Source organism: Streptomyces sp. XY006 (genome assembly GCF_002237655.1).
Lineage (GTDB): Bacteria > Actinomycetota > Actinomycetes > Streptomycetales > Streptomycetaceae > Streptomyces > Streptomyces levis.
Genome location: NZ_NOKT01000057.1, coordinates 1 through 21,075, shown reverse-complemented (window position 1 = coordinate 21,075; position 21,075 = coordinate 1). Strand labels below are relative to the sequence as shown.

Below are 21,075 nucleotides of genomic sequence, written 5' to 3'. Positions count from 1 at the left end.
CCCCCCAGGTCATCCGTTCGACAGGGGGGAACAGTCATGCCGGGCCCGGAGGCCAGCGGCCCTCTTGCAGGACCGCGGAAAACATAACGGGGGACCACCCATGGCACTGTTCGGCAACGCCCACACCGTCGACCCGGCCTCCGCCCAGCAGGACTACGCCCGGCTGCTCGGCCACGGCGAACAGGTCCACGCCGCGTTCCTGCTGATCCGCGACACCATCCTCTTCACGGACCGCCGCCTGATCCTCGTCGACAAGCAGGGCATCACCGGCAAGAAGGTCGAGTACCACTCCGTCCCCTACCGCAGCATCACCCACTTCGCGGTGGAGACGGCGGGCACCTTCGACCTCGACGCGGAACTCAAGATCTGGATCTCCGGCACCCCCACCCCCCTCCAGAAAACCTTCACCAAGGGCGTCGACATCTACGAGGTCCAGGCCATCCTGACCCAGTTCGTGGCGCGGTAAGGCCTTCGGCCGCCCCCTTTCAGTGGGTGGTGCAGGCATATCGCCATCCCCCTTCCATCCGGTCTCTTACGATCGCTGCAGCAGTGTGTTCAGCGAGGCTGGGGGACGAAGACGATGGCGCACGTTATGCACGCGACGGAAGTTGAGGCTCCGCCCAGCTCACCTGTACCGGCCCCGGGGCAACGTGTGACCGTACGGAACCGCCCCTGGGTAGTGACCGACGTGCTCCGCTCGACCGCCGCCAGCGACGATCCCGCCCGGGCTGCGGAAGCCGCTCCCAGCCACCTGATCACCCTCTCCTCGCTGGAAAGCGACGGCCGGGACGAGGAACTGCGGGTGGTCTGGGAGCTGGAACAGGCCACCGACGTCCACGATCAGTACGAACTTCCGTCGCCGAAGAGCGGCTTCGACGACCCCGGCCGTCTGGACGCCTTCCTGGACGCAGTGCGCTGGGGAGCCATCGCCTCCGCCGACAAGACGGCGCTCCAGGCTCCGTTCCGCTCGGGCGTCGAAATCCAGGACTACCAGTTGGACCCGGTGGTCCGCGCCCTGTCCATGCCCCGTACGAACCTGCTGATCGCGGACGACGTCGGTCTGGGCAAGACGGTCGAGGCCGGTCTGGTGATGCAGGAGCTGATGCTGCGCCACCGCGCCCGCTCCATGCTGATCGTCTGCCCCGCCGGGCTGACGCTCCAGTGGCGCGACGAGATGCGGGACAAGTTCGGCCTGGACTTCCGGATCGTCAACACCCGGATGCTGCGCGACCTGCGCCGGTCGGCCGGGCTGTACGCCAACCCGTGGACCCACCACCCGCGTCTCATCGTCTCGATCGACTGGCTGAAGCGCGAGCGCCCGCTACGGATGCTTCGGGAGCTGCTGCCACCCGTACCGGAGTACCCGCGCGCCTTCGACCTGCTGGTCGTGGACGAGGTGCACACCTGCGCACCCTCCGGCACCGGCAAATACGCGGTGGACTCGCAGCGCACCCGAGCCGTGAAGCTGCTCGCGCCCCACTGCGAGCACCGCCTGTTCCTCTCCGCGACCCCGCACAACGGCTACCTGGAGTCCTTCACAGCGCTCCTGGAACTCCTCGACGACCACCGGTTCGCCCGTGGTGTCAAGCCCTCCGAGGAGCAGCTGCGCCGGGTGATGGTGCGCCGCATGAAGTCGGACCTGCCACCGCTGTGGAACGGCAAGCCGCGCTTCCCCCGCCGGGTGCCGCACGCGCTGGAGGTCGACTACAGCGACGCGGCGCGGGAGGCGTACGCGAAGCTGGCGGCCTACGCGCGCTCCCGCCGCGACGGCCAGGGGGACGGGAAGGCCGGCCGGACGGCCTCCGACTTCGTGACAACCCTCCTCAAGAAGCGCTTCCTGTCGTCGCCGAAGGCCTTCGCGGAGACGATCAGTACCCATCTGAAGACGATGACGTCCCGCCCGGTCGGGCCCGCGGAAGAGCCGGCCCCGAGTGTCCGGGTGCTGCGGCCCCTGATCGACGGCGTCGAGGAGGCCGAGGAGGAGAACGAGCAGGAGCAGGCCGAGGCAGCGGCACGGGCCCTGACCGCCGCCCGCCAGGCCATGCGCCCCCTCACCGACCACGAGCACAAGCTGCTGAAGGAACTCGACGCCTGGGCCGTGGACGCCGGGAAGCGCCCGGACGCCAAGTTCGCCCGCTTCCGGGAGTGGCTGGACGAGATCGTCTGTCCCGACGGCCCGCTGGGCGACTGGGAGCCGCAGCGGGTGATCGTCTTCACCGAGTACCGCGACACCCAGCGCTGGCTGTACGGGCAGCTCATCGCCGCCGGTTATCCGGCGGAGCGGATCGCGCAGCTCTACGGCGGTCAGGACCAGGACGAGCGGGAGCAGGTCAAGCAGGTCTTCCAGGAGAGCCCCGACCTGTCCCCGGTCCGCATCCTGCTCGGCACGGACGCGGCCAGCGAGGGCATCAACCTCCAGGCGCACTGCCACCGGGTGCTGCACTGGGAGATCCCGTGGAACCCCAACCGGCTGGAACAGCGCAACGGCCGTGTGGACCGGCACGGGCAGAAGGCCGACCAGGTCGACGTCTACCACTTCGTGCCGCGCGGCTGGCAGGGCTTCGACCCGGCCCACGACCACCACACGGACTCGGGCTACGACGACGGCGCCCTGGAGGACGAGCTGCACTTCCTCGCCGTCGCCGCCCGCAAGACCGAACGCATCCGCGAGGACCTGGGCAGCGCGGGCGAGGTGATCGCCGCGCAGGTCGAGCAGAAGATGCTGGGCCGGCGTTCCAACTGGACCACCGCCGACGCCGAGATCACCAAGCGGTCCGGCAAGGCCGTCCTGAAGGTCGAACGCGACCTGGCCCGTGACCTGGAGCGCCTGGTCGACGCCCTGACGGACAGCCGCCACCAGCTTCACCTGACCCCGGAGACCGTCGAGCGGGTCGTCCGCACGGGCCTGCTGCTCGCCCACCGCAAGGATCTGACCGAGGTCCCCGATCCCAAGCCTGAGCGGGGCGCCCGCTGCTTCCGCCTCCCCGAGCTGCCCGGCGCCTGGGCGCGCGCCCGCAACGACGGCCTGCGCCACCCGCTCACCGGCACGGAGCGCCCGGTCGTCTTCGACGAGGCGGAGGCCCGCGACCGCACGGACGTGGTCCACATGCACCTGGGGCACCGACTGGTGCAGATGTGCCTGCGGCTGCTGCGGGCCGAGCTGTGGTCGAGCGGCCCGGGTGCCCATCTGTCCCGGGTGACGGCCCGGGTGGTGCCGGACGGGGTGCTGCGGCAGCCCGCGGTGGTCGCGCACGGCCGCGTGGTCATCACCGGCAGCGGCGGCACGCGGCTGCACGAGGAGGTCATCACGGCGGGCGGGCTGATCGACGGCGGCAAGTTCGTCGCCGCGAAGATGGAGGACGTAGACGGGTGGCTGGCCGAGACCACGGAGGAGCTACCGGTCGAGGGTGTGCTCACCGAGCTGACCGACCTCTGGGACCACCTGGAGGAGCGCCTCGCCCGCGCCCTGAACAACCGGGCGAACCGGCGCTTCCGCTCACTTGAGACAATGCTCGCCGAACGCTGCGAGCAGGAGGTCGAGGGCATGCGCGCGGTCCTGGAGGACCTCGGTCGCTCGATCCGGGCGCGTCTCGACGACACCGGGCACTGGCAGCAGGAGTCGCTCTTCGACGTCGACGACGAGCGCCGCCAGCTGCGCGCCGACCGCGAGGCGCTCCTGGAGCGGCTGCGGAGGCTGCCGGAGGTGACGGAGACGGAGACGGCAGCGCTGCGCCGCCGCTGGTCCGATCCCTCGCCCCGCTGGTTCCCGGTCGCCGTGACCTTCCTCGTCCCCCGTTCCCTCTCCGCCACCGCCCGCCAGGAGAACCGCTGATGCCGACCGCCGCCCGCACCGCCAGGAAGGTCCCGCCGAAGGGCTCGGTCCCCACCCCCGCCCAGCAGCACGAGGACTGGCTGCGGCTGCTGCGGCCCGACGGCCCGTTCGTCTCGCTGCCGGTGCTGGTCGGGGCGTTCCAGCAGGGCCTGGACACGATCCCGCCGGAGACGTGGGTGAGGCTGCGGCAGGCCTGGGCGGAGGTCCAGGAGGACCCGGCGCTGCTGCGGTCCGCCTGGGAGAAGTTCGTGCTGGCGGAGCTGCTGGGCTGGCGGGCGCCCGGCCTGCGCGAGGGCGCGGCGATTCCCGAGTCGCTGCGGGCCGGCGCGAACACGCCCGACGCGGTCCTGGTCGGCCCCGGCCGCTCGGGCGGGCTGGCCCCTCGCGCCCTGTTCTTCCGTACGGATGACTGGGAGGGCCCGCTCAACCGCCCGCGCGGCGAACAGCCCGGCCTCGCCGACCGCGCGGCCGAGCTGTGCCGCGCCCGCGAGGTGCCGCTCGCCCTGCTGACCAACGGCCGCGAGTGGGCCCTGGTCCACGCCCGCCCGAAGGAAGCGACGACCATCGCCGTCTTCGACGCGGACCTGTGGACCGAGGAACCGATCCTCGCCCGCGCCTTCACCAGCCTGCTCACCGCGAGCCGCGTGGTCCGCCCGCCCCTGGACGCCGACGGCAAGCCAAGCGACTCCACGGCGGGCCTGTTCGCCCGTACCGCCGAGGCCCAGTCCGAGGTCACCGACACCCTCGGCCGCCAGGTGCGCGAGGCGGTGTCCCTGCTGGTGGCGGAGCTGTCCCGGCTGGACCGCGAGTCGGGCGGCGAGCTGCTGCGGGGCGTCCCGGCCAAGCAGGTCTACGAGGGCGCGCTCACGGTGATGATGCGCCTCGTCTTCCTCCTCTACGCCGAGGAGCAGCGCCTGCTCCCGTCCGGGGACGAGCTGTACGACGCCTCGTACGCCGTCGGCCCCCTGCACGACGAGCTGGCGAAGGCGCAGAGCCTGCACGGCGACGAGCTGGGCGACCGGGTCGAGGCGACCTGGCCGCGCCTGCTCGCCGTGTTCGCTGCGATCCACGGCGGCAGCACGCACGACCAGCTCTGGATCCCGCCCTACGGCGGCTCGCTCTTCGACCCGTCCCGCTTCCCCTGGCTGGTCCCGGCCAAGGTGACGGACCGGGTGGTGTACGAGATCCTCGACGCCCTCCTCACCTTGCGCGCCCGCAAGGGCTTCAAGGGCAAGGAGCGCCTGTCGTACAAGGGCCTGGACGTCGAGCAGATCGGCCACGTCTACGAGGGTCTGCTGGAGTACGGCTGCCACTGGGCGGAGGAACCGTACGTCGGGGTCTCCTTCGGCCGGGACCGCAAGTACGAGGCGGTGCTGCCGCTGGCCCGCCTGGAGGAGTGGGAGGCGGCCGGAACCCTCGCCGAGCAGGTGGCGGCAGCGGCCGGTACGAAGCCGGCCACGGTGGCGGCGGCCCAGGCCAAGTCCGGCACGGTGACGGTCGAGCTGGAGACGGCGTGCGGCAGCGACCCGGCCCTCGTCGAGCGGGCGGTCGCCTTCTCGGGTCTGTACGGCCCGGACCTGCGCGGTGAGCCGAAGGTGTGGCCGGCGGGCTCGGTCATCATGGTCCGCTCCGGCAACCGCCGTGACACCGGCACGCACTACACGCCGAAGCCGCTGGCGGAGGAGGTCGTGGAGCACACCCTGGCCCCGCTGTGCTTCTCACCGGGCCCGGCGGAGGGAGCGGAGCCTGGCGTCTGGCGGCCGAAGAAGGCCGAGGAGCTGCTGAAGCTGCGGGTGCTGGACCCGGCGATGGGTTCGGGGGCGTTCCTGGTGTCGGCGTGCCGGTACCTGGCGGACCGGGTGGTGGACGCGTGGCTCCGGGAGCCGGAGCTTCCGCAGGAGATCGCCAAGGACGTGGACCGGGACGACCACGAACAACTCCACCAGATCGCCCGGCGGTTGGTGGCCGACCAGTGCCTGTACGGCGTCGACCGGGACCCCATGGCCGTGGAGCTGGCGAAGCTGTCCCTGTGGCTGGTGACGCTGGCGAAGGGGCGGCCGTTCTCGTTCCTGGACCATGCGCTGCGGTGCGGGGACTCGCTGATCGGCGTCATCGACGTACGACAGGTCAGGCAGTTCCATCTGGATTGGCAGGACCGGCAGTTGAGCCCGGAGGTCGCGCGGGCGCTGGAGGGTACTGAGTCGCTGCTGTCGCGGGCCGCTGAGCTGCGGCGGCAGATCGAGTCGACGGCGGTCACGGACATCCGGGTCGTGCGGGAAAAGGCCGAGCTGCTGGCGAAGGCGGAAACTCTTAGCGGCAAGCTGCGGCTGGCGGCGGACGCGGTGGTGGGAGCTGCCCTGGCCGCCGAGGGCATCTCCGACGAGGAGGCGTCCGAGATCTCCGGCGAGGAGAACGTGGGCGGAGCGCGGGGGGCTGCGCGGTTCCGTGACGCCAAGGAGGACGCGAAGAGCCGGGCTTACCGGTACCGGCTGGAGGCGGTGGCGGGGCTGGTCGCTACGGCGCTCGGCGACGAGGACGAGGTTACGGCTGAGGCTGCGGCTGAGCAGGCGCGGGAGATCGTGGAGGGGTGGCTGAAGGGGCCTCGGGCGGAGGCGGTGCGGCCGTTGCATTGGCCGTTGGAGTTTCCTGAGGTGATGGGGGTGGGGGGTGCTGCCGGGTTTGATGCGGTGGTGGGGAATCCGCCGTTCCTCGGCGGCAAGAAGCTCACGGGTGCGCTGGGGCAGGACTACCGTGAGTATCTGGTCAATCGGCTGGCGGGCGGGACCCGGGGGCACGCCGACCTGTGCGCGTACTTCCTGCTGCGCAACCTGTCGATAGCGCCGGGGCGACGGACGGGGATCATCGCGACGAACACCATCGCGCAGGGGGATACGCGGGAAGTCGGGCTCGACCAGGCAACAGCGAATGGCTACGCCGTGTATCGGGCAGTCAAGTCGCAACCCTGGATGGGGACAGCATCGGTGATCGTCTCGCTGCTTTGGCTTGCGGGCGATGTCGGGCGAGGGGAGAACCCCACGTTGGACGGCAACAGGGTCCGAGGAATCACTCCAGGTTTGGATCCGACATCACGGGTGACGGGGAACCCATATCGCCTGGCAGCCAACGAGGCCCAGTCGTTCCAAGGTTCCATCGTGCTTGGTAAGGGATTTGTCCTAGCTCCTGATGAAGCGAAGGCGTTGATCAGTAAGGATCCGAGAAACGCCGAGGTTCTGTTCCCCTATCTCAGTGGCGAGGACTTGAACCAGAGGCCCGGATCCACTGCTAGCCGTTGGGTGATCAACTTTCACGATTGGCCCGAAGAAAGGGCAGCAGAGTATCCAGACGTCTTCGCAATCGCCGAACGGGGGGTGAAGCCCATCCGTCAGCGAAAGAAAGAGGACGGCACATATGTGCTCCGCAAGCCACTACCGCAGAGGTGGTGGCATTACGCGGACAAGCGCCCCGCCCTGTATGCCGCGATCGCGGACTTGGAGCGGGTCATCGTAATCGCCCGCGTTAGCAGTACAGCGGCAGCAACATTCGTACCAACCGGGCAAGTACTACACGAGAAGCTCGTCGTGTTCCCCACGGATGATGCTGGCCGCTTGGCCGTGCTCAATTCCGCGCTGCACGTTGCCTGGGCATGGAAATGGTCAGCAACGATGAAGGCGGACCTGCAATACACGCCGTCCGACTGCTTCGAGACCTTCCCCTTCCCCAAGACAACAGGCGACCTTCAGCAGGCCGGACAGCACTTGGATGAAACCCGGCGGAGCGCGTCTTCGCCAGACAACGCGGGCCTGACAGATCTCTACACCCTTGTGCACAATGAGTCAGAGACCTCTTCAGAAATCGAAGCGATTCGGCAGGCACACGTCCAGATTGATCGGGCGGTTGCGGAGGCCTACGGCTGGACCGATCTCGACCTCAAGCACGGGTTCCACATCACACCCCAAGACGTTCGCTTCACGATCGCCCCGGGTGTTAGGACCGAGATCCTTGACCGCCTTCTTGAGCTAAACCACGCCCGCTACAGGGAAGAGTTGGAGAAGGGCCTGCACACGCCGGAGGCCAAGCGGCGGCGTGCTGCTGCTCGTAAGGCCAAGGCGAAGGCTCGGGCCGCCGCGCGAAACTCCAGCGCCGCTCAAGAGGGCTTCGACGACGGCGCCCTGTTCGCTGATCCCAACGCCCTCTTCTGAGCCATACGGCAATGCCCCGCGCCCGGTGACACCAGGTGCAGGGCATGCCAGTAGGAGGTCAGTTCCCGGACACGTACGCCACGAAGTCCGCCCACGCCTCCGGTGCGAGAGCGAGGCTGGGGCGGCCGACCTCCCGGTGCTTGGAGTCACGGACGTGGATGGTGCCGGGAGCGTGGGCCACCTCAACGCAGGAGTTGCCGTCGTTGCCGCCGCTGTAACTGCTCTTGAACCACGCCAACTCGGAGGTGTCCCCAGCAGTGGCCTTGCGGATCATGTTTCTCCCAGCAGTTGCTCGATGAGGGTCAGCGACTCCCGGGGCGAGAGCGCCTGAGCCCGGATGGTGCCATACCGCAGTTCGAGGATGCGCAGGTGCTTGGGGTCGTGGAGCGGCCGACCGTTGAACGCACCGTCTGAGCGGCCCACCGCCGTACCGTCCGCGAACTTCAGCAGCTCGATACGCCCGTCCAGCCCGGAGTGAGTGTCACAGTTCATCGGCATCACCTGCAGTACGACGTTGTGCAACCGCCCCACCTGCAGCAGCCGTTCGAGCTGCTGACGCCATACCATTCTGCCCCCGATGGGGCGCCGCAGCACGCCCTCTTCCAGGACGAAACTGAGCGCAGGTGCCGGATCGCGCTCGAATACCGACTGCCGGGCCACACGAGCCGTGACCATGCGTTCCACGTCATCCGGCGAGTAGGGCGGCTGCGCCGCCCCGATGACGGATCGAGCATGCTCCTGCGTCTGCAACAGCCCCGCGATGATGTTGCACTCGTACAGCGCGATCTCGACCGCCCGCGCCTCCATCTGCGCCAGATCCCGCACCTTCTTGGGATACCGGACCTTGGCCACATCCTCCTTCATCGCCGAGAGCAGCCCACCCGCCCCCAGCACCTCGTCCGCCCTGTCCAGAAACTCGGGCCGGGGAATCCGCTTCCCGCTCTCGATCTTGTAGACGAGGTCCTCGCCGTACCCCACGGCCTTACCGAAGTCGCCGGCCCGCATCCCCACGGCCTCGCGCCGCAGCTTCACCTGCCGCCCCACGGTGGCCACGACGGCTACGCCCCACTCGTCGTCCGGGTCCACCTCCCACCCGGGCTCGTCAGCCTCGGTCCTCAGCTGCCGAACCTCGCCGTCCACCGACATGCGCGCGCCCCTTCGTCGTACCGTCTCGTCCCAGCCGCGCCCTACCCGTACGCCCCGCCCCGACAAGCCCGGACACCACCGGACAAGCGCTGGACAGTCACCGTACGCAACCGCGACGTCACTCCTCACGGTAGGCACATCCGGCCACGCTGAGTGACGTGAATCGGAAACTCCCCCAACCCGGCCGCCCCGTCCGCAACTTCAATGTGCTGCTGTCCCCCACACCCCGAGGCGCCCGCCTCGCCCGCCTGCTCGCCGCGGAACAACTGCGCACCTGGGGCCTGCCCTTGGACCCGGCGCAGCTCATCGTGGCCGAGCTGGCCAACAACGCCGCGACCCACGGCCGCGTCCCCGGCCGGAACTTCCAGCTCCTGCTCTACGTCGTCGGCCAGACGCTCCGCGTCGAGGTGACGGACACCCGCGGTGACCGGCTTCCGCAGCGCCGGCCCGCCGGTCCGATCGAGGAATCCGGCCTCGGCCTGACCCTCGTAGCGACCCTCGCCGACCGCTGGGGAGTCGTCCCCGGCCTGCCACCCCGCAAGACAGTCTGGGCCGAACTCACCTTCGCCGCACCGCTGTCACCGGCACCCGACGGCCCACACTCCGGCCGGACCTGCGCTCCCTATGAACCGCCCACAGAGGAGAAAGAACCCCACCAAGCCCCACCCCTCCCTCCCGCCGGGCGGGCTCACTCCCGCGAGTGAATATGCCCAACTGGGCTGGATATCGGCCCGGTTGCCTGCCTTACGCTCAGCGCCAGCAGCACACCACAACCTCAGACATGCGACGGCCCCCGCCGGGAGTAGCGATCCCTGCGAGGGCCTGACCACCGAGGAAGTTAGGGCCTTCCCGATGGACACCGAGAACCGTAGCGTGCCCACGCGCGCCCAGTCCCGTATCCCGGCGAAAAACCACCCCAGCGGGCACCGCACCGCCGGCGTCGTCCACGACCACGTCCGCCACACCGAGAACTTCACGGTGATCGGCAACGACCTGACCCAGCACCCGGAGCTGTCCCTGCTCGCCATCGGACTGGCCTGCTACATCCAGTCGGTGCGGCCGGGCACCGCCGTGGACATCAAGACCCTCGCCGCCCGCTTCCCCGAGGGCCCCACCCGCATCGCCGCCGCCCTGCGGGAACTGGAAACCCATGGCTACTTGCGCCGCAACCGCGAACGCACCCCCACCGGCCGGATCGTCACCCGCACGGTGTCCTGCAACAGGCCCGGCCATCGAACCGCCGCCCGGGAGGCACCCGCCCGCAGGTCCGCCACCCGGCGCACGACCACCGACGAGCCCGCGCCACGCAAGCGCCTCCCCGCCGTGCCCCAGCCGTCGTACCCCGCCCCCGCCCTCCTCCAGACCGCCGTCGACGTGCTCGCCGGGCTGCGCCGCCACGACCCCCGCCTCCTCCTCTCCGCCACCGACGCCGAACACCTCGCCCCCGGCGTCGCCGCCTGGCTGGAGCGCGACCTCACTCCCACCGCCGTACGCCACGCCCTGACCGAGAACCTGCCGAACGAGCCCTTGATCCGCCCCGCCGCCCTCCTCGCCCACCGCCTGGCCGCCCAGCTCCCGCCCCCGCCGCCGTTCAGGCCCCCGGCCTCACCCGCCCCCGAGCCCCGTCACCCCCTCCAGACCTGCGACGGCTGCGACCGCGCCTTCCGGGCGCCCAGGCCGGGCAGGTGCCGTGAGTGCAGAGAGGCGGACGACCAAGTACCGGAAACCTCTGCCTGCGGTGAGACCTGCGCGGCAGGATGAGCCGTGGCCGCAGAACTCGCCGTCGCACTCCGCACCCTCACGGCGTCCATCCGTACCCGACAGGACTTCATGTGCTGCCTTCCTTCGCCGCGAACGGATTCCTTCCGCTGGGCCGCTACTCCGTATCCCTCGACGAGGCGGAGGCCATGCTGGTCAGCGCGCCGGAGTTCCAGGACTCCGCCACGCGCCAGACACTGTGGACCGGACTGCACGACTACCTGGAACGCTTCTTCGCTCTAGAGGACGCGCACGCGGACGTCATGGACGGGCACACGCTCATCCACAGGCTGTGGCTCGGCGGCAGCTTCGTGAGCACGAAGACCGATCCGGGGAACATCGACGCGACTCTCCTGATCGACGTGCGGGGCGAGCGCGCCATACGCGGCAGACCTGGATCCAAATGGCTGACCACCGCCTTCCAGAGCCGGGACAACATGCTGCGCAAGTTCGGGGTCTCACCGGTCCGGGTCGGGTACCAGCCCGTCGGCCACGTCTTCCGCCCGGAGCGCTTCACCGCCGAGGAGCGGACATACTTCATGGAGCGGGGTGTGTGGGACGACTGGTGGCAGCGCTGCCGACTGCCCGGTCGGTCGGACCGGTCCCCGTCGCGAGAGAGTGCCGCCCCGGCACGCGGATACCTGGAGGTGCGACTGTGACCACCGGCGACAGCTGGCGTGAGCGCAGGCGTGCGCTGCTCAGGGATGATCCGGCAGCCGCTGAGGCCGCCGCGCGCCTCCTCGAAGAGATGGGCACCGAGGAACGGGACGACGAGGAGGTCGAGGCGGAGCACCGGGCCGGCCGCCTCGCGGCGGTCCGTGCCTACGCGCCGGACGCCCGCCTCGACGAGGAGCTCCGGCTCCGGCTGACGGGGCCGGACACCGAAGGGGGCGCTCTGCGCTTCCAGTGGGGCGACGCCCTGCTGAACCCGGTTGAGAACGCCATCTCCGTCGCAGCGGGCACTCCTGTCCAGCTGGAGCTCACGGGCATCTCGGCCGGAAGCACCGTGGTCCATGCGCGTCCTGTGCCGTCTGTCGTTCCCTCGGAGTCTCCGGCCATGGAAGCTCCCCCCACATCGGCCGCGAGCACCGGCATGCACATGCTCACCAGACTGCTCGGCGCGTTGGAGGCCGAACAGGATGTCCGCGAGTGGTCCCGCCTCTTCGACGCTGTGGACGCCCTGGCCCGGGCTCTGGGCAAGTACGAGCTGGATCTGGGAATGACCTGGTACGGCGCCGACGGTGGCATGCGCAGGGCTCAGCTCACGGAGCGCGGCAGGCGCTATGTCGAGCGGCTACGTGAGACGAGGCCCCGTGACCAGGAGATCATCATCTCGGGCCGCATCACCGAGCTCCGCGAGAGCGGCTGGGTGAAGGTCAAGACGGGCACGGCCAGGAACGCCCAGGCGTACGACGTCCACTTCGAGGAGCCGGAGGCACTGCTCCGCATGCGTCCGGGCCTCGGGGACAACGTGCACTTCCGGGTCCGTTTCCGTCAGCGCCTCGATGCGGTGGGCATCGCCCGGTCGACCGAGTACACGTACCTCGGCCCGGCGGCGGAGCAGTCGTCCCTGCCGCTTCAACCCTGATCAGGCGCCCGGCCGAGTGCTCTGCCCTTGGTCATGCGAGCAGTACACAGCTGAACTGTGAGCGGGACTACGCCCTGCCGCGCAGTGCTACTCCGGCCGCGCCACGAAGCCCGTCACCCCCCGCATCCGCACTCCCGTGCCCCGCGGCTCCACATTTCCCGTCACCGTGACCTCCCAGCCGTCCCGCCAGGCATCCGCGGCCCGGTCGATGTCCTCGGCACGCAGCTCCACCCGGACGCTGCGCTGACGCCGGTCGTCGTCGTGGAGGAACGAACCGAAGATCGTGGCCTCGCGCGGGTGCACATCCCGGTGCAGTTTCTTCACCACCCCGTGCAGCACCGCGCCCTCCTCCCGGCCCAGCCGCTCGCGCAGGTCCTGCGCCACGGCCTCAAGGGCCATCGTGTGACGCCGGCTGATCGACACCGGTGGAGAGGGCTGCTCCACCGGGCGTTCCGACGACCACGCGAAGGACAGGGAGAAGCTGCGGCGCTCCTCGCCCGCCATCTTCACCAGGGCCTCGCACAGATTCGCGGACAGACCGGCGCTCGCCATGTGCTCCACGTGCGGCACGGAATCCTCGTTCAGAGTCAGTTCGGCGGCCTGGTGCGCGCAGGCGACGCCCGCGTACAGCATCCGGGAGACCTTGCGGGCGAACGGCTCGGGCCGCTGCGCGGCCAGCGCCCTCTGCCGGGTCAGCTCGGTCTCGTCGAAGAGGGACCCCTGTCCTTCGCGGTCGTGCCTGCTGTAGTGACTTTCCGGCAGAGGGACATGAGCGGCGACGACGTAACTGCCGACGCGGGTCTGATCCAGCCGTACCGCTGCCACGTGATCCTTCACCGACTGCGGCTTCTGCGCGGGCTGCACGGCCCGGGGACCGAGTGTCGAGGATGCCGCCGCAGTGTGCAGGTCTTTCAGACCGGTGAGTGCCGACACGAGGTCGACGAGGGGTGCCGTGCCCGACGGGCCGGGCGGGACCAGCCGGAGGAACTGCCAGTCCACCGGCGGCAGCCGCATCTCACGCAGAATCTCACCCGCCGGCCTCGCCTCCACCACGGCCAGCGTCTCCAGGATGTCGGCGACGCGGCCGGCGTAGTCCCGGCGTTCCCGCACCGGCACGAGTAGTTCGTACGGCGGGCCCGGCTCGTCGCGCGGCTTCCACTCCCACAGCTCGGCACCCGACAGGTCCCGCTCCGCGCTCCAGCCCTTCTCGCTCAGATAGCGCCGGACGACCTCGGGCTTGAGCGTCTTGGCCTGTTCGAACTCCCCGTCGGTGATCACCGTCATCACACCCCCACCAGCTCCCGGTAGTCCTCGGCGAACAGGTCGTGCAAGGAGTCGACGGTCAGCAGGTTGGCACGCGGAATGTAAACCGTGCGCGTGCTTGAGCCCGAGGTGTTGCCGAGGGTGATGGGCTTCTGGTCGTGCAGGCACAGCCAGTACGCGGCATGACTCAGGCGCAGCCGCTCCTCGGTGGCGTGCGACCAGGTGAACGGGTCGACCGGCGCCAGGACGAGGAACAGGAAGCGGGGCATCTCGTAGTCGTTGCCGGCCAGCTGGTTGTAGTTCTTCACCTTGAGCGGGTAGCGGATGTGGTCGTCGTGGAGGTCCGGGGACGACGTGCACTTGACCTGTGCCTCAATGGCCGGATATCTACGGGTTCCCCTGCGTCCCGCGTAGCCCAGCTGCCAGTCGACGCCGACCCGGTCACGCTCCTTGCGTGTCACGTCGAGGTTGGCCGCCGTGGCCAGCATGCGGATGAACTCCTCGCCGAAGGCACCGCGATGACCGTTGTCGCCGAAGCCCTGCGATCCCTGTAACCAGGCGGGCGGCGGCACAGGACCGCTCGACGCAGCGGTCTTCGGGGCGAACAGGCGCTTCAACAGGTCGTTCGGCTGCTGGTGCGGGATACCACCGGTCGTGCTGTCCGCCATCTGCCCCCGCTCACCCCCGACACCGAACGCTCGGCGCGCGCATGATTCCCATGCGCCTGCGTACCCTTCGCGCGACGCACGGTAACGAAGGTCACACCGGTGGCCAACACCCTTGATCGATATCAGGCCGCACCGGGTCCACCGGCCGGCCCGAGAGCAACGGGCCGCCGACCTGGTGATCGGTTCCGTTCGGGAAGTCCGTTCACGATGTCAGTACACCGGCCTACTCTGAGCCCGTGACCCAGCAGCCTCTCGCCGGCCCTGATCCCGAGCCGACCTCCGACTCCGCCGCACCGGTGCTGTCCGCGCCCACGCAGCGCCAACTGCGCGACAAGCTCGCCGAGCTGGTCGTGCGCGACCTCTTGGGCCCCACCGGCGACGAGCCGGAGGAGCTGTCGGAGGGCAACCCCCTGGATCACTACATCATCGGGCGGCTGGCACCCGGCGGTGTCCGTGACGAGGACGGCCCCGACCTGCGGACGGTCGGCAAGGTCGTCGAGCCCGAGACACTCGAGGAGCCGGGCATGCCCCCCGAGCAGGAGCCCGAGGCCGGTGACCCGGACCCGTCCGCGCCGTCCATGCCCAGCCTGCACCCGTCGACGCTGGGACTGACCCTGCGCGTGGCACGCGACACCCAGGAGCTGAAGGTCGACTGCTTCTGGGCACGGTACGAGCGCGCCGAGTCCGAGATCGAGGGGAACCATCGGCGGGTGTGGCGCCGGGTGCCCTGTTCGGGCACCGTCACGGTGAAGCTGGCGGAGGGCCGGCTCGCGGCCCAGCCGGTGCACCCCCGGGACTTCCCCCACGTCGTGGTGCGTGGCCGGGCACGGCTGCACGAGGGGTCCTGGCTGGTCTCGCTGTTCCTGGTCAACGGGCAGGAGAACAAGTCGGGGTGCACCCACTGGATGTTCCAGGCCTCGATGACCGTGAGCGGCCCGCCCGGGACCGCTCCGTTCCTGCCGCGCCGGGCCGTCGAACTGCCCGGTGACGACCACGACGAGCGCCGCTCGCTCGCCATGACCTACCGCTTCCATCCCGAGTTCGCCGTCGGCCACGGCACCGGTGTGCACGCGGACCCCGACCCGGCGGATCCGCGGCGCGCCGTGCGCCTGTCCACGACAGCCACCCCGTCGTACGAGATCCCCTTCACCGACGTCCCCGACCCCCGCCGCGACCCGCGGGACGCGGACCTGCCCGAACTGGCGGACCTCGTGCTGGACATGCGCGAGCTGAGCCGACTGGAGGCACCTCCCCTGCTGGCCGCGCTGCAGCCGCTCGTCGACGGGTACCGGGCGTGGATCGCGCGTCAGCGGCGGTCCGTCGACGATCCGGCCGTCGGCCTCGACGCCTACCGGGCCGAGGCGCTGGAGAACCTCCGGCTCGCCGGTGTGGCCGCCGACCGCATCCAGGCCGGCATCGACGTGCTGCGGGACGACCCCGACGCCCTCGACTCCTTCCGGTTCGCCAACCGCGCCATGTGGCACCAGCGGGTGCACACCATCGCGGCCGGGGACCGGCGCCGTACGCCCACGCTGTCGCTGGAGGAAGCGGTCCGGGCCGTCGACATGCCGGAGAACCGCAGCTGGCGTCCCTTCCAGCTGGCGTTCCTGCTACTCAACCTCCCCTCGCTCGCGGACCCCGCCCACCCGGAGCGCGCCGACGACCGCGGGGCGCTGGCCGACCTGCTGTGGTTCCCCACCGGTGGCGGCAAGACCGAGGCCTACCTCGGTCTGACCGCGTTCACCCTGGCCATCCGCAGGCGTAAACCCCACCTGGGCGGGCTCGACGCCGAGCACGGCGTGGCCGTGATCATGCGGTACACACTGCGTCTGCTCACCATCCAGCAGTTCCAGCGCGCTGCCGCGCTGATCTGCGCCTGCGAGGTCATCCGGCGCGAGGAGCCCGCCCGCTGGGGCGACAATCCGTTCCGCATCGGGCTGTGGGTCGGTGGCCGGGTCACCCCCAACACCACCGAACAGGCGGACGACTGGGTCAAGGAGCGCAAGAAGGACAAGGGCTTCAGTGGCTTCGGGCGCACGGGGTCACCCCACCAGCTCACCAGTTGCCCCTGGTGCGGCTCGAAGATGGAGGCGGGCCGCGACATCACCGTGGAGCGCACTCTGCGCCGGACGCTCATCACCTGCCCCGACGCCTACGAGTGCCCCTTCGGCGCCGCTGCCTTCGGATTGCCGGCCGAGGAGCGGGGACTGCCGATCCTCGTCGTCGACGAGGAGATCTACCGTCTCCCCCCGAGCCTCGTCATCGCCACGGTCGACAAGTTCGCCCAACTGCCGTGGCGAGGCGAGACGCAGGCCCTGTTCGGCCAGGTCTCCCGCCGGTGCACGCGCCACGGGTACGTCACGCCGTCCGCCGTCGACAACGACTGGGAGTCGTCCAGCCACCCGGCGGGCAACGGCCATCCGGCAGCTTCCACCGTGGACGCGCGGCGTGTCCGTCCGCCGGACCTGATCGTCCAGGACGAGTTGCATCTCATCTCCGGCCCACTGGGCTCCCTCACCGGGCTCTACGAGACAGCCGTGGATCTGCTGTCCACCTGGGAGCCCGAACCGGGCCGCAGCGTGCGACCGAAGGTCATCGCCTCCACCGCCACCGTGCGGCGCGCGGACCGGCAGATCCACGATCTCTTCGCCCGCCGCACGGCCGTCTTCCCGCCGTCGGGGCTCGACGCCGACGACACGTTCTTCGCCCGGCGCCGCTCCACCGCCGAGACACCCGGCCGCCGCTACGTGGGCATCTGCGCCCAGGGTGTGCGCACCAAGTCCGTGGCGATCCGGGTGTTCGTCGCCCAGCTCGCCGCCGCCCAGCACCTGTACGAAACCTACGGTCCCAGCGAGCTGACCGACCCGTACATGACGCTGGTCGGCTACTTCAACAGCCTGCGTGACCTCGGCGGCATGCGGCGGCTCGTGGAGGACGACGTGTCGGCGAGGCTGATGCGGGCCGACCGCCGGGGACTCGCCGCACGCCGTATCGGAGAACCCGCCGAGCTGACCAGCCGCATGGCCTCCGAGGCCATCCCCGACATTCTGGCCAAGCTCGACCTCACGTTCGGCCGCAGGCCCAAGGGATCGCCCCGGCCCATCGACGTCCTGCTCGCCACCAACATGATCGCCGTCGGAGTCGACGTCTCCCGGCTCGGCGTCATGGTCGTCAACAACCAGCCCAAGTCGACCGCCGAGTACATCCAGGCCACTAGCCGCGTGGGCCGGCGCGCACCTGGTCTCGTTTTCACCGTTCTCAACTGGGCGCGTCCGCGCGACCTTTCGCACTACGAGACGTTCGAGTCCTTCCACGCCAGCATCTACCAGCACGTCGAGGCCCTCTCCGTGACGCCGTTCGCCGACCGTGCCGTGGACCGGGGACTGACCGGTGTCCTCGCCTCCCTCGTCCGCAATCTGAAACCGGACTACAACCCCAACCGCGGTGCCCAGTGGGTGGACCGCCGCGGTGAGGTTGTCAGCCATGCCGTGCGCTCCCTGGAGCTGCGCGCCCGGGACGTCCTGGCCGACCAGCACGTCGTCAACGAGGTGCGGACCCGGCTCGACGCCCGCCTCGACTACTGGGAGCAGAAGCGCCGATCGCCCGGCGCCGTCCTCGGGTACCGCGCGGCCAAGCGGCAGGGGGACGTCGCCCCGCTGCTGCTGGAGCCGGACAGCGGACCGTGGCGGCTCATGACCTGCCCCACCTCACTGCGCGAGGTGGAACCACCGATCCGGCTGATCTTCACGGGCGGGACGGGACCGGAGCCCGACGAGGAACCGCCCTACGCACCGCGGGTTCAGGACGACGACCACGCCGGCGCGGCCGACGGTGACGAGGACCCCTGGGAGAGGACATGAGCAGCCCCACCACCCAAGCCCTGCGCGTGGGCGAACTGCGGCCCAGCCAGCTCCTGCACACCTACGGCATCGGAGCGGTCACCGACCTGCCCAACCTCTCCACCATGGTGCTGGGGCTCGACGACTGGGACCCGGTTCGCGCCCGCGTTCTGATCGAAGACCGGCTCCTGGCCGCCGTACGTCGCCGCCTCGGCGGCTCGGTCACCGCCCTGCGCACCCCGCCCCACCTGCCGGAGAATCCGGCCGACCCGTACGGCGACTGGACCAGGACGGGTGTGCCGGTCGCCCTGTTCCCCCGGTGGCTGCGCTGCTCCCGCGAGCGATGCAACCAGCTGGCACCGGCTTCCAGCGGTCTCTTCCAGCTGCGGCCCAACCTCTACCGGCCGGAGAAGACCAAATACGTCCACACCAACTGCGGGGGTCCGGGCAAGGGCCAGCCGACGGCGCTTCCCGCCCGCTTCCTGGTCGCCTGCAAGGACGGGCACATGGACGACTTCCCCTGGGTCTACTTCGTCCACAAGGGCGGCGATGCCTGCGACAACCCGACTCTCAGCCTGACCGAGTCGGGTACCACCGGTGAAGCCGCCAACGTCTTCGTGCGCTGCACGTGCGGGGCGGTCCGCTCCATGGCCGACGCCATCGGTCAAGCAGGGGAGAGCAACCTTCCAGCCTGCCGCGGCCACCACCCGCACCTGGGCACCTTCGCCCAGGGCGGCTGCCGGGAGTTCGCACGGACCATGGTGCTGGGCGCCACCAACAGCTGGTTCGCCTCCCAGTTGAAGGTGTTCAGCATTCCGCGCGCCGAGGAGCCGCTCACCCAGGCGGTCAAGGAGCACTGGAAGCTGCTGTCCCCGCTTGCCGCTGTCCCGGCGGAGGCCGCGAAGATGCTGCTGCCCACCCAGGCATGCTGGCCCGAACTGGAACAGTACGGGGCAGACGCGGTGTGGACGGTCATCACCAGGGAAGCCCAGGCGGTCACGGGAGAACCGGAAGAAGAGGACGAGGAGTTCGACCTCATCACGCCCGAGTGGCGGGCCTTCATCCATCCTCGCGATCACGCTCTGCCCGACTTCACCACGGTACGGGAGCGGCTTGTGCCCGACGGGACGGCAGAGTGGCTGGACAGCGTGGTCTTGGTGCACCGGCTGCGCGAGGTGTCGGCACTCACTGGTTTCACCCGCATCGAGGCTCCCGAATGGCTGCCCGACGAAGAGCTGCGCACCCGCTCCGGAGCACCCCTAAGCCGCAACGACGCAACGTGGGTGCCCTGCGCCGAACTACGGGGTGAGGGCGTTTTCCTGGCGCTCAAGGAACGGCCGCTCGCCGAATGGGAGCAGCGTGAAGCAGTGCTCGCCCGGGAGAAGATCCTCAAGGACGCGCACCACGACTGGTGCCTGGCCCGCGGCGTGGAACCGCGCTGGCCGGGGATCAGATACGTGCTCCTGCACACCCTGGCCCACGTACTCATCCGCCAGTTCGCCCTGGACTGCGGCTACGGCGCGTCGGGCATAGCGGAGCGGATCTATGCCCGTTCCGGGCCCGACCCCATGTCAGGCATTCTGCTCTACACCGCTGCCCCCGACAGCGAGGGAACTCTGGGCGGATTGGTCTCGCTCGGACGTCGTGACCGCCTCGGTCCGGCCATCACCCAGGCGTTTGAAGAAGCGAGGCTGTGCAGCTCCGACCCCATGTGTGCCGAGCATGATCCGCGCATCCATGCCCGGTTGCACGGAGCGGCGTGTCACGCCTGCCTGTTCGCGGCGGAGACGTCCTGCGAGCGAGGCAACCACTACCTGGACCGGGCCCTGCTGGTGGAGACACTGGCGGACAACGCATGCGCATTCCGGCAATGAGTCGTCCGGACCCGATACCCGGCCAAGAACGGTCGAGCGGAGCGACCCCACGCCGGGCAGGTGTCCCGGCCGCTCGCAGCGGTACTTCCGCCACTCGCCTGCCTGCTCTACTCGCCGCCCTCTGCGAACGTCTGACCGAAGACCGGTGTGTTGCTCTGGAGGCCGCCCTGCAATCGGCCACGGGACCGGACGACGCCCGGGTCGGCCGCTTCGTCGCAGACGAGGCAGCTGCCGGCCTGGCGCGTCAACTCAGGGAAGTCGTCCGTACCTGGCGGGCCGAGGCACCCGGTCTGACCGGAGCCGGACTGGCACTGGCCCTGGCCACGGCCCGGTCACTGCCCCGCTCGGAACCGGCCCAGGTCGTGGTCAGCGGACCCCTCGGTGCCTCCATACCGGCGCGGCTGACGAGTGGTGTCGCCGTGGAGGTGATCCGATCCGCGACCACATCACTGCTGATCGCCAGCTTCGCCGCGTACGGTGCTCGAGACGTCGTACGAGAGATAGGGCGAGCAGTCCAAAGGGGTGTCCACGTGGACCTTCTGCTCGAGGAGTCCACACAAGCAGCGGACGCTTTCGCCGCACTACCGCACGAGGTCCACGTCTGGCACCGCACGGGGGCAGGTGGAGTACTGCACGCCAAGTTGATAGCGGCAGACCGGCACACGGCGTTCCTGGGAAGCGCCAATCTCACCGACCGTGCCTTGTCCGACAACATCGAACTCGGAGTACTGATGCGGGACCCCAGGCTGGTGAACCCGCTGGTAGATCACTTCCGCTGGCTACTGGCACCCGAGAACGACCTCATGCACCGTGCCTAGTGTCCTGGTCCGGAGATCCTGTCGCAGTAGCGGCAGATGCGGTCGATGATCTGGTCTGCGGTTTTGGTCCATTTGAAGGGCCGGGCCTGG

Annotated in this window: 14 protein-coding genes; 10 read left to right on the top strand and 4 right to left on the bottom strand. The window is 69.8% G+C overall.

Annotated elements, in window-relative coordinates; genetic code table 11:
- The first annotated feature begins 100 nt into the window (after window positions 1–100).
- The 3 genes from CHR28_RS36715 to CHR28_RS36705 all read left to right on the top strand — a co-directional run bounded on the left by CHR28_RS36715 (window position 101) and on the right by CHR28_RS36705 (window position 8,031).
- A complete protein-coding gene (locus CHR28_RS36715) occupies window positions 101–466 on the top strand; it encodes a PH domain-containing protein (protein ID WP_094058064.1) in 366 nt (121 codons plus the stop codon).
- A 114-nt stretch (window positions 467–580) separates the two neighbouring features.
- Window positions 581–3,832 carry a DISARM system SNF2-like helicase DrmD gene (gene drmD, locus CHR28_RS36710; RefSeq protein ID WP_306437597.1) on the top strand — a complete coding sequence of 1,084 codons (3,252 nt, stop codon included), beginning with the start codon at window positions 581–583 and terminating at the stop codon, window positions 3,830–3,832.
- On the top strand, window positions 3,832–8,031 hold the full coding sequence (locus CHR28_RS36705) for an Eco57I restriction-modification methylase domain-containing protein (protein WP_094058062.1): 4,200 nt from the start codon (window positions 3,832–3,834) through the stop codon (window positions 8,029–8,031). The genes drmD and CHR28_RS36705 overlap by 1 nt, the downstream gene beginning before the upstream one ends.
- Before the next feature lie 58 nt (window positions 8,032–8,089).
- Here CHR28_RS36705 and CHR28_RS36700 read toward each other — a convergent pair whose 3' ends face one another.
- Complete coding sequence (locus tag CHR28_RS36700; protein ID WP_094058061.1) at window positions 8,090–8,305, bottom strand: DUF397 domain-containing protein; 216 nt, start codon at window positions 8,303–8,305, stop codon at window positions 8,090–8,092.
- Complete coding sequence (locus CHR28_RS36695) at window positions 8,302–9,177, bottom strand: helix-turn-helix domain-containing protein (protein ID WP_094058060.1); 876 nt, start codon at window positions 9,175–9,177, stop codon at window positions 8,302–8,304. Before CHR28_RS36695 ends, CHR28_RS36700 begins: the two co-directional genes overlap by 4 nt.
- A gap of 158 nt (window positions 9,178–9,335) precedes the next feature.
- On the opposite strand from CHR28_RS36695, the gene CHR28_RS36690 reads away from it, so the two are divergent.
- From CHR28_RS36690 to CHR28_RS36675, 4 genes are all read left to right on the top strand, one after another.
- Window positions 9,336–9,881 (top strand): ATP-binding protein, encoded by a 546-nt coding sequence (locus tag CHR28_RS36690; RefSeq protein ID WP_094058059.1) that lies wholly within the window; start codon window positions 9,336–9,338, stop codon window positions 9,879–9,881.
- Between the two features lie 148 nt (window positions 9,882–10,029).
- A complete protein-coding gene (locus CHR28_RS36685) occupies window positions 10,030–10,938 on the top strand; it encodes a helix-turn-helix domain-containing protein (RefSeq protein WP_094058058.1) in 909 nt (302 codons plus the stop codon).
- 71 nt (window positions 10,939–11,009) lie between these two features.
- The gene (locus CHR28_RS36680; protein WP_094058057.1) at window positions 11,010–11,594 is read left to right on the top strand and encodes a DUF6932 family protein; all 585 of its coding nucleotides are present in this window, start codon (window positions 11,010–11,012) and stop codon (window positions 11,592–11,594) included.
- A complete protein-coding gene (locus tag CHR28_RS36675; RefSeq protein ID WP_094058056.1) occupies window positions 11,591–12,523 on the top strand; it encodes a hypothetical protein in 933 nt (310 codons plus the stop codon). Before CHR28_RS36680 ends, CHR28_RS36675 begins: the two co-directional genes overlap by 4 nt.
- A gap of 87 nt (window positions 12,524–12,610) precedes the next feature.
- On the opposite strand, the gene CHR28_RS36670 is transcribed toward CHR28_RS36675, so the two are convergent.
- Together CHR28_RS36670 and CHR28_RS36665 are read right to left on the bottom strand one after the other, a co-directional pair.
- Complete coding sequence (locus CHR28_RS36670) at window positions 12,611–13,807, bottom strand: hypothetical protein (RefSeq protein WP_094058055.1); 1,197 nt, start codon at window positions 13,805–13,807, stop codon at window positions 12,611–12,613.
- Complete coding sequence (locus CHR28_RS36665; RefSeq protein ID WP_094058054.1) at window positions 13,807–14,454, bottom strand: DUF4365 domain-containing protein; 648 nt, start codon at window positions 14,452–14,454, stop codon at window positions 13,807–13,809. The genes CHR28_RS36670 and CHR28_RS36665 overlap by 1 nt, the downstream gene beginning before the upstream one ends.
- Before the next feature lie 236 nt (window positions 14,455–14,690).
- On the opposite strand from CHR28_RS36665, the gene drmA reads away from it, so the two are divergent.
- The 3 genes from drmA to drmC are packed head-to-tail and all read left to right on the top strand — an operon-like array spanning window position 14,691 to window position 20,985.
- Window positions 14,691–18,314, top strand: coding sequence for a DISARM system helicase DrmA (drmA, locus tag CHR28_RS36660; protein WP_094058053.1), 3,624 nt, complete (start codon window positions 14,691–14,693; stop codon window positions 18,312–18,314).
- The gene (gene drmB, locus CHR28_RS36655) at window positions 18,311–20,167 is read left to right on the top strand and encodes a DUF1998 domain-containing protein (protein ID WP_094058052.1); all 1,857 of its coding nucleotides are present in this window, start codon (window positions 18,311–18,313) and stop codon (window positions 20,165–20,167) included. The genes drmA and drmB overlap by 4 nt, the downstream gene beginning before the upstream one ends.
- Window positions 20,149–20,985, top strand: coding sequence for a DISARM system phospholipase D-like protein DrmC (drmC, locus tag CHR28_RS38025; protein WP_094058051.1), 837 nt, complete (start codon window positions 20,149–20,151; stop codon window positions 20,983–20,985). The genes drmB and drmC overlap by 19 nt, the downstream gene beginning before the upstream one ends.
- Window positions 20,986–21,075: the final 90 nt, after the last annotated feature.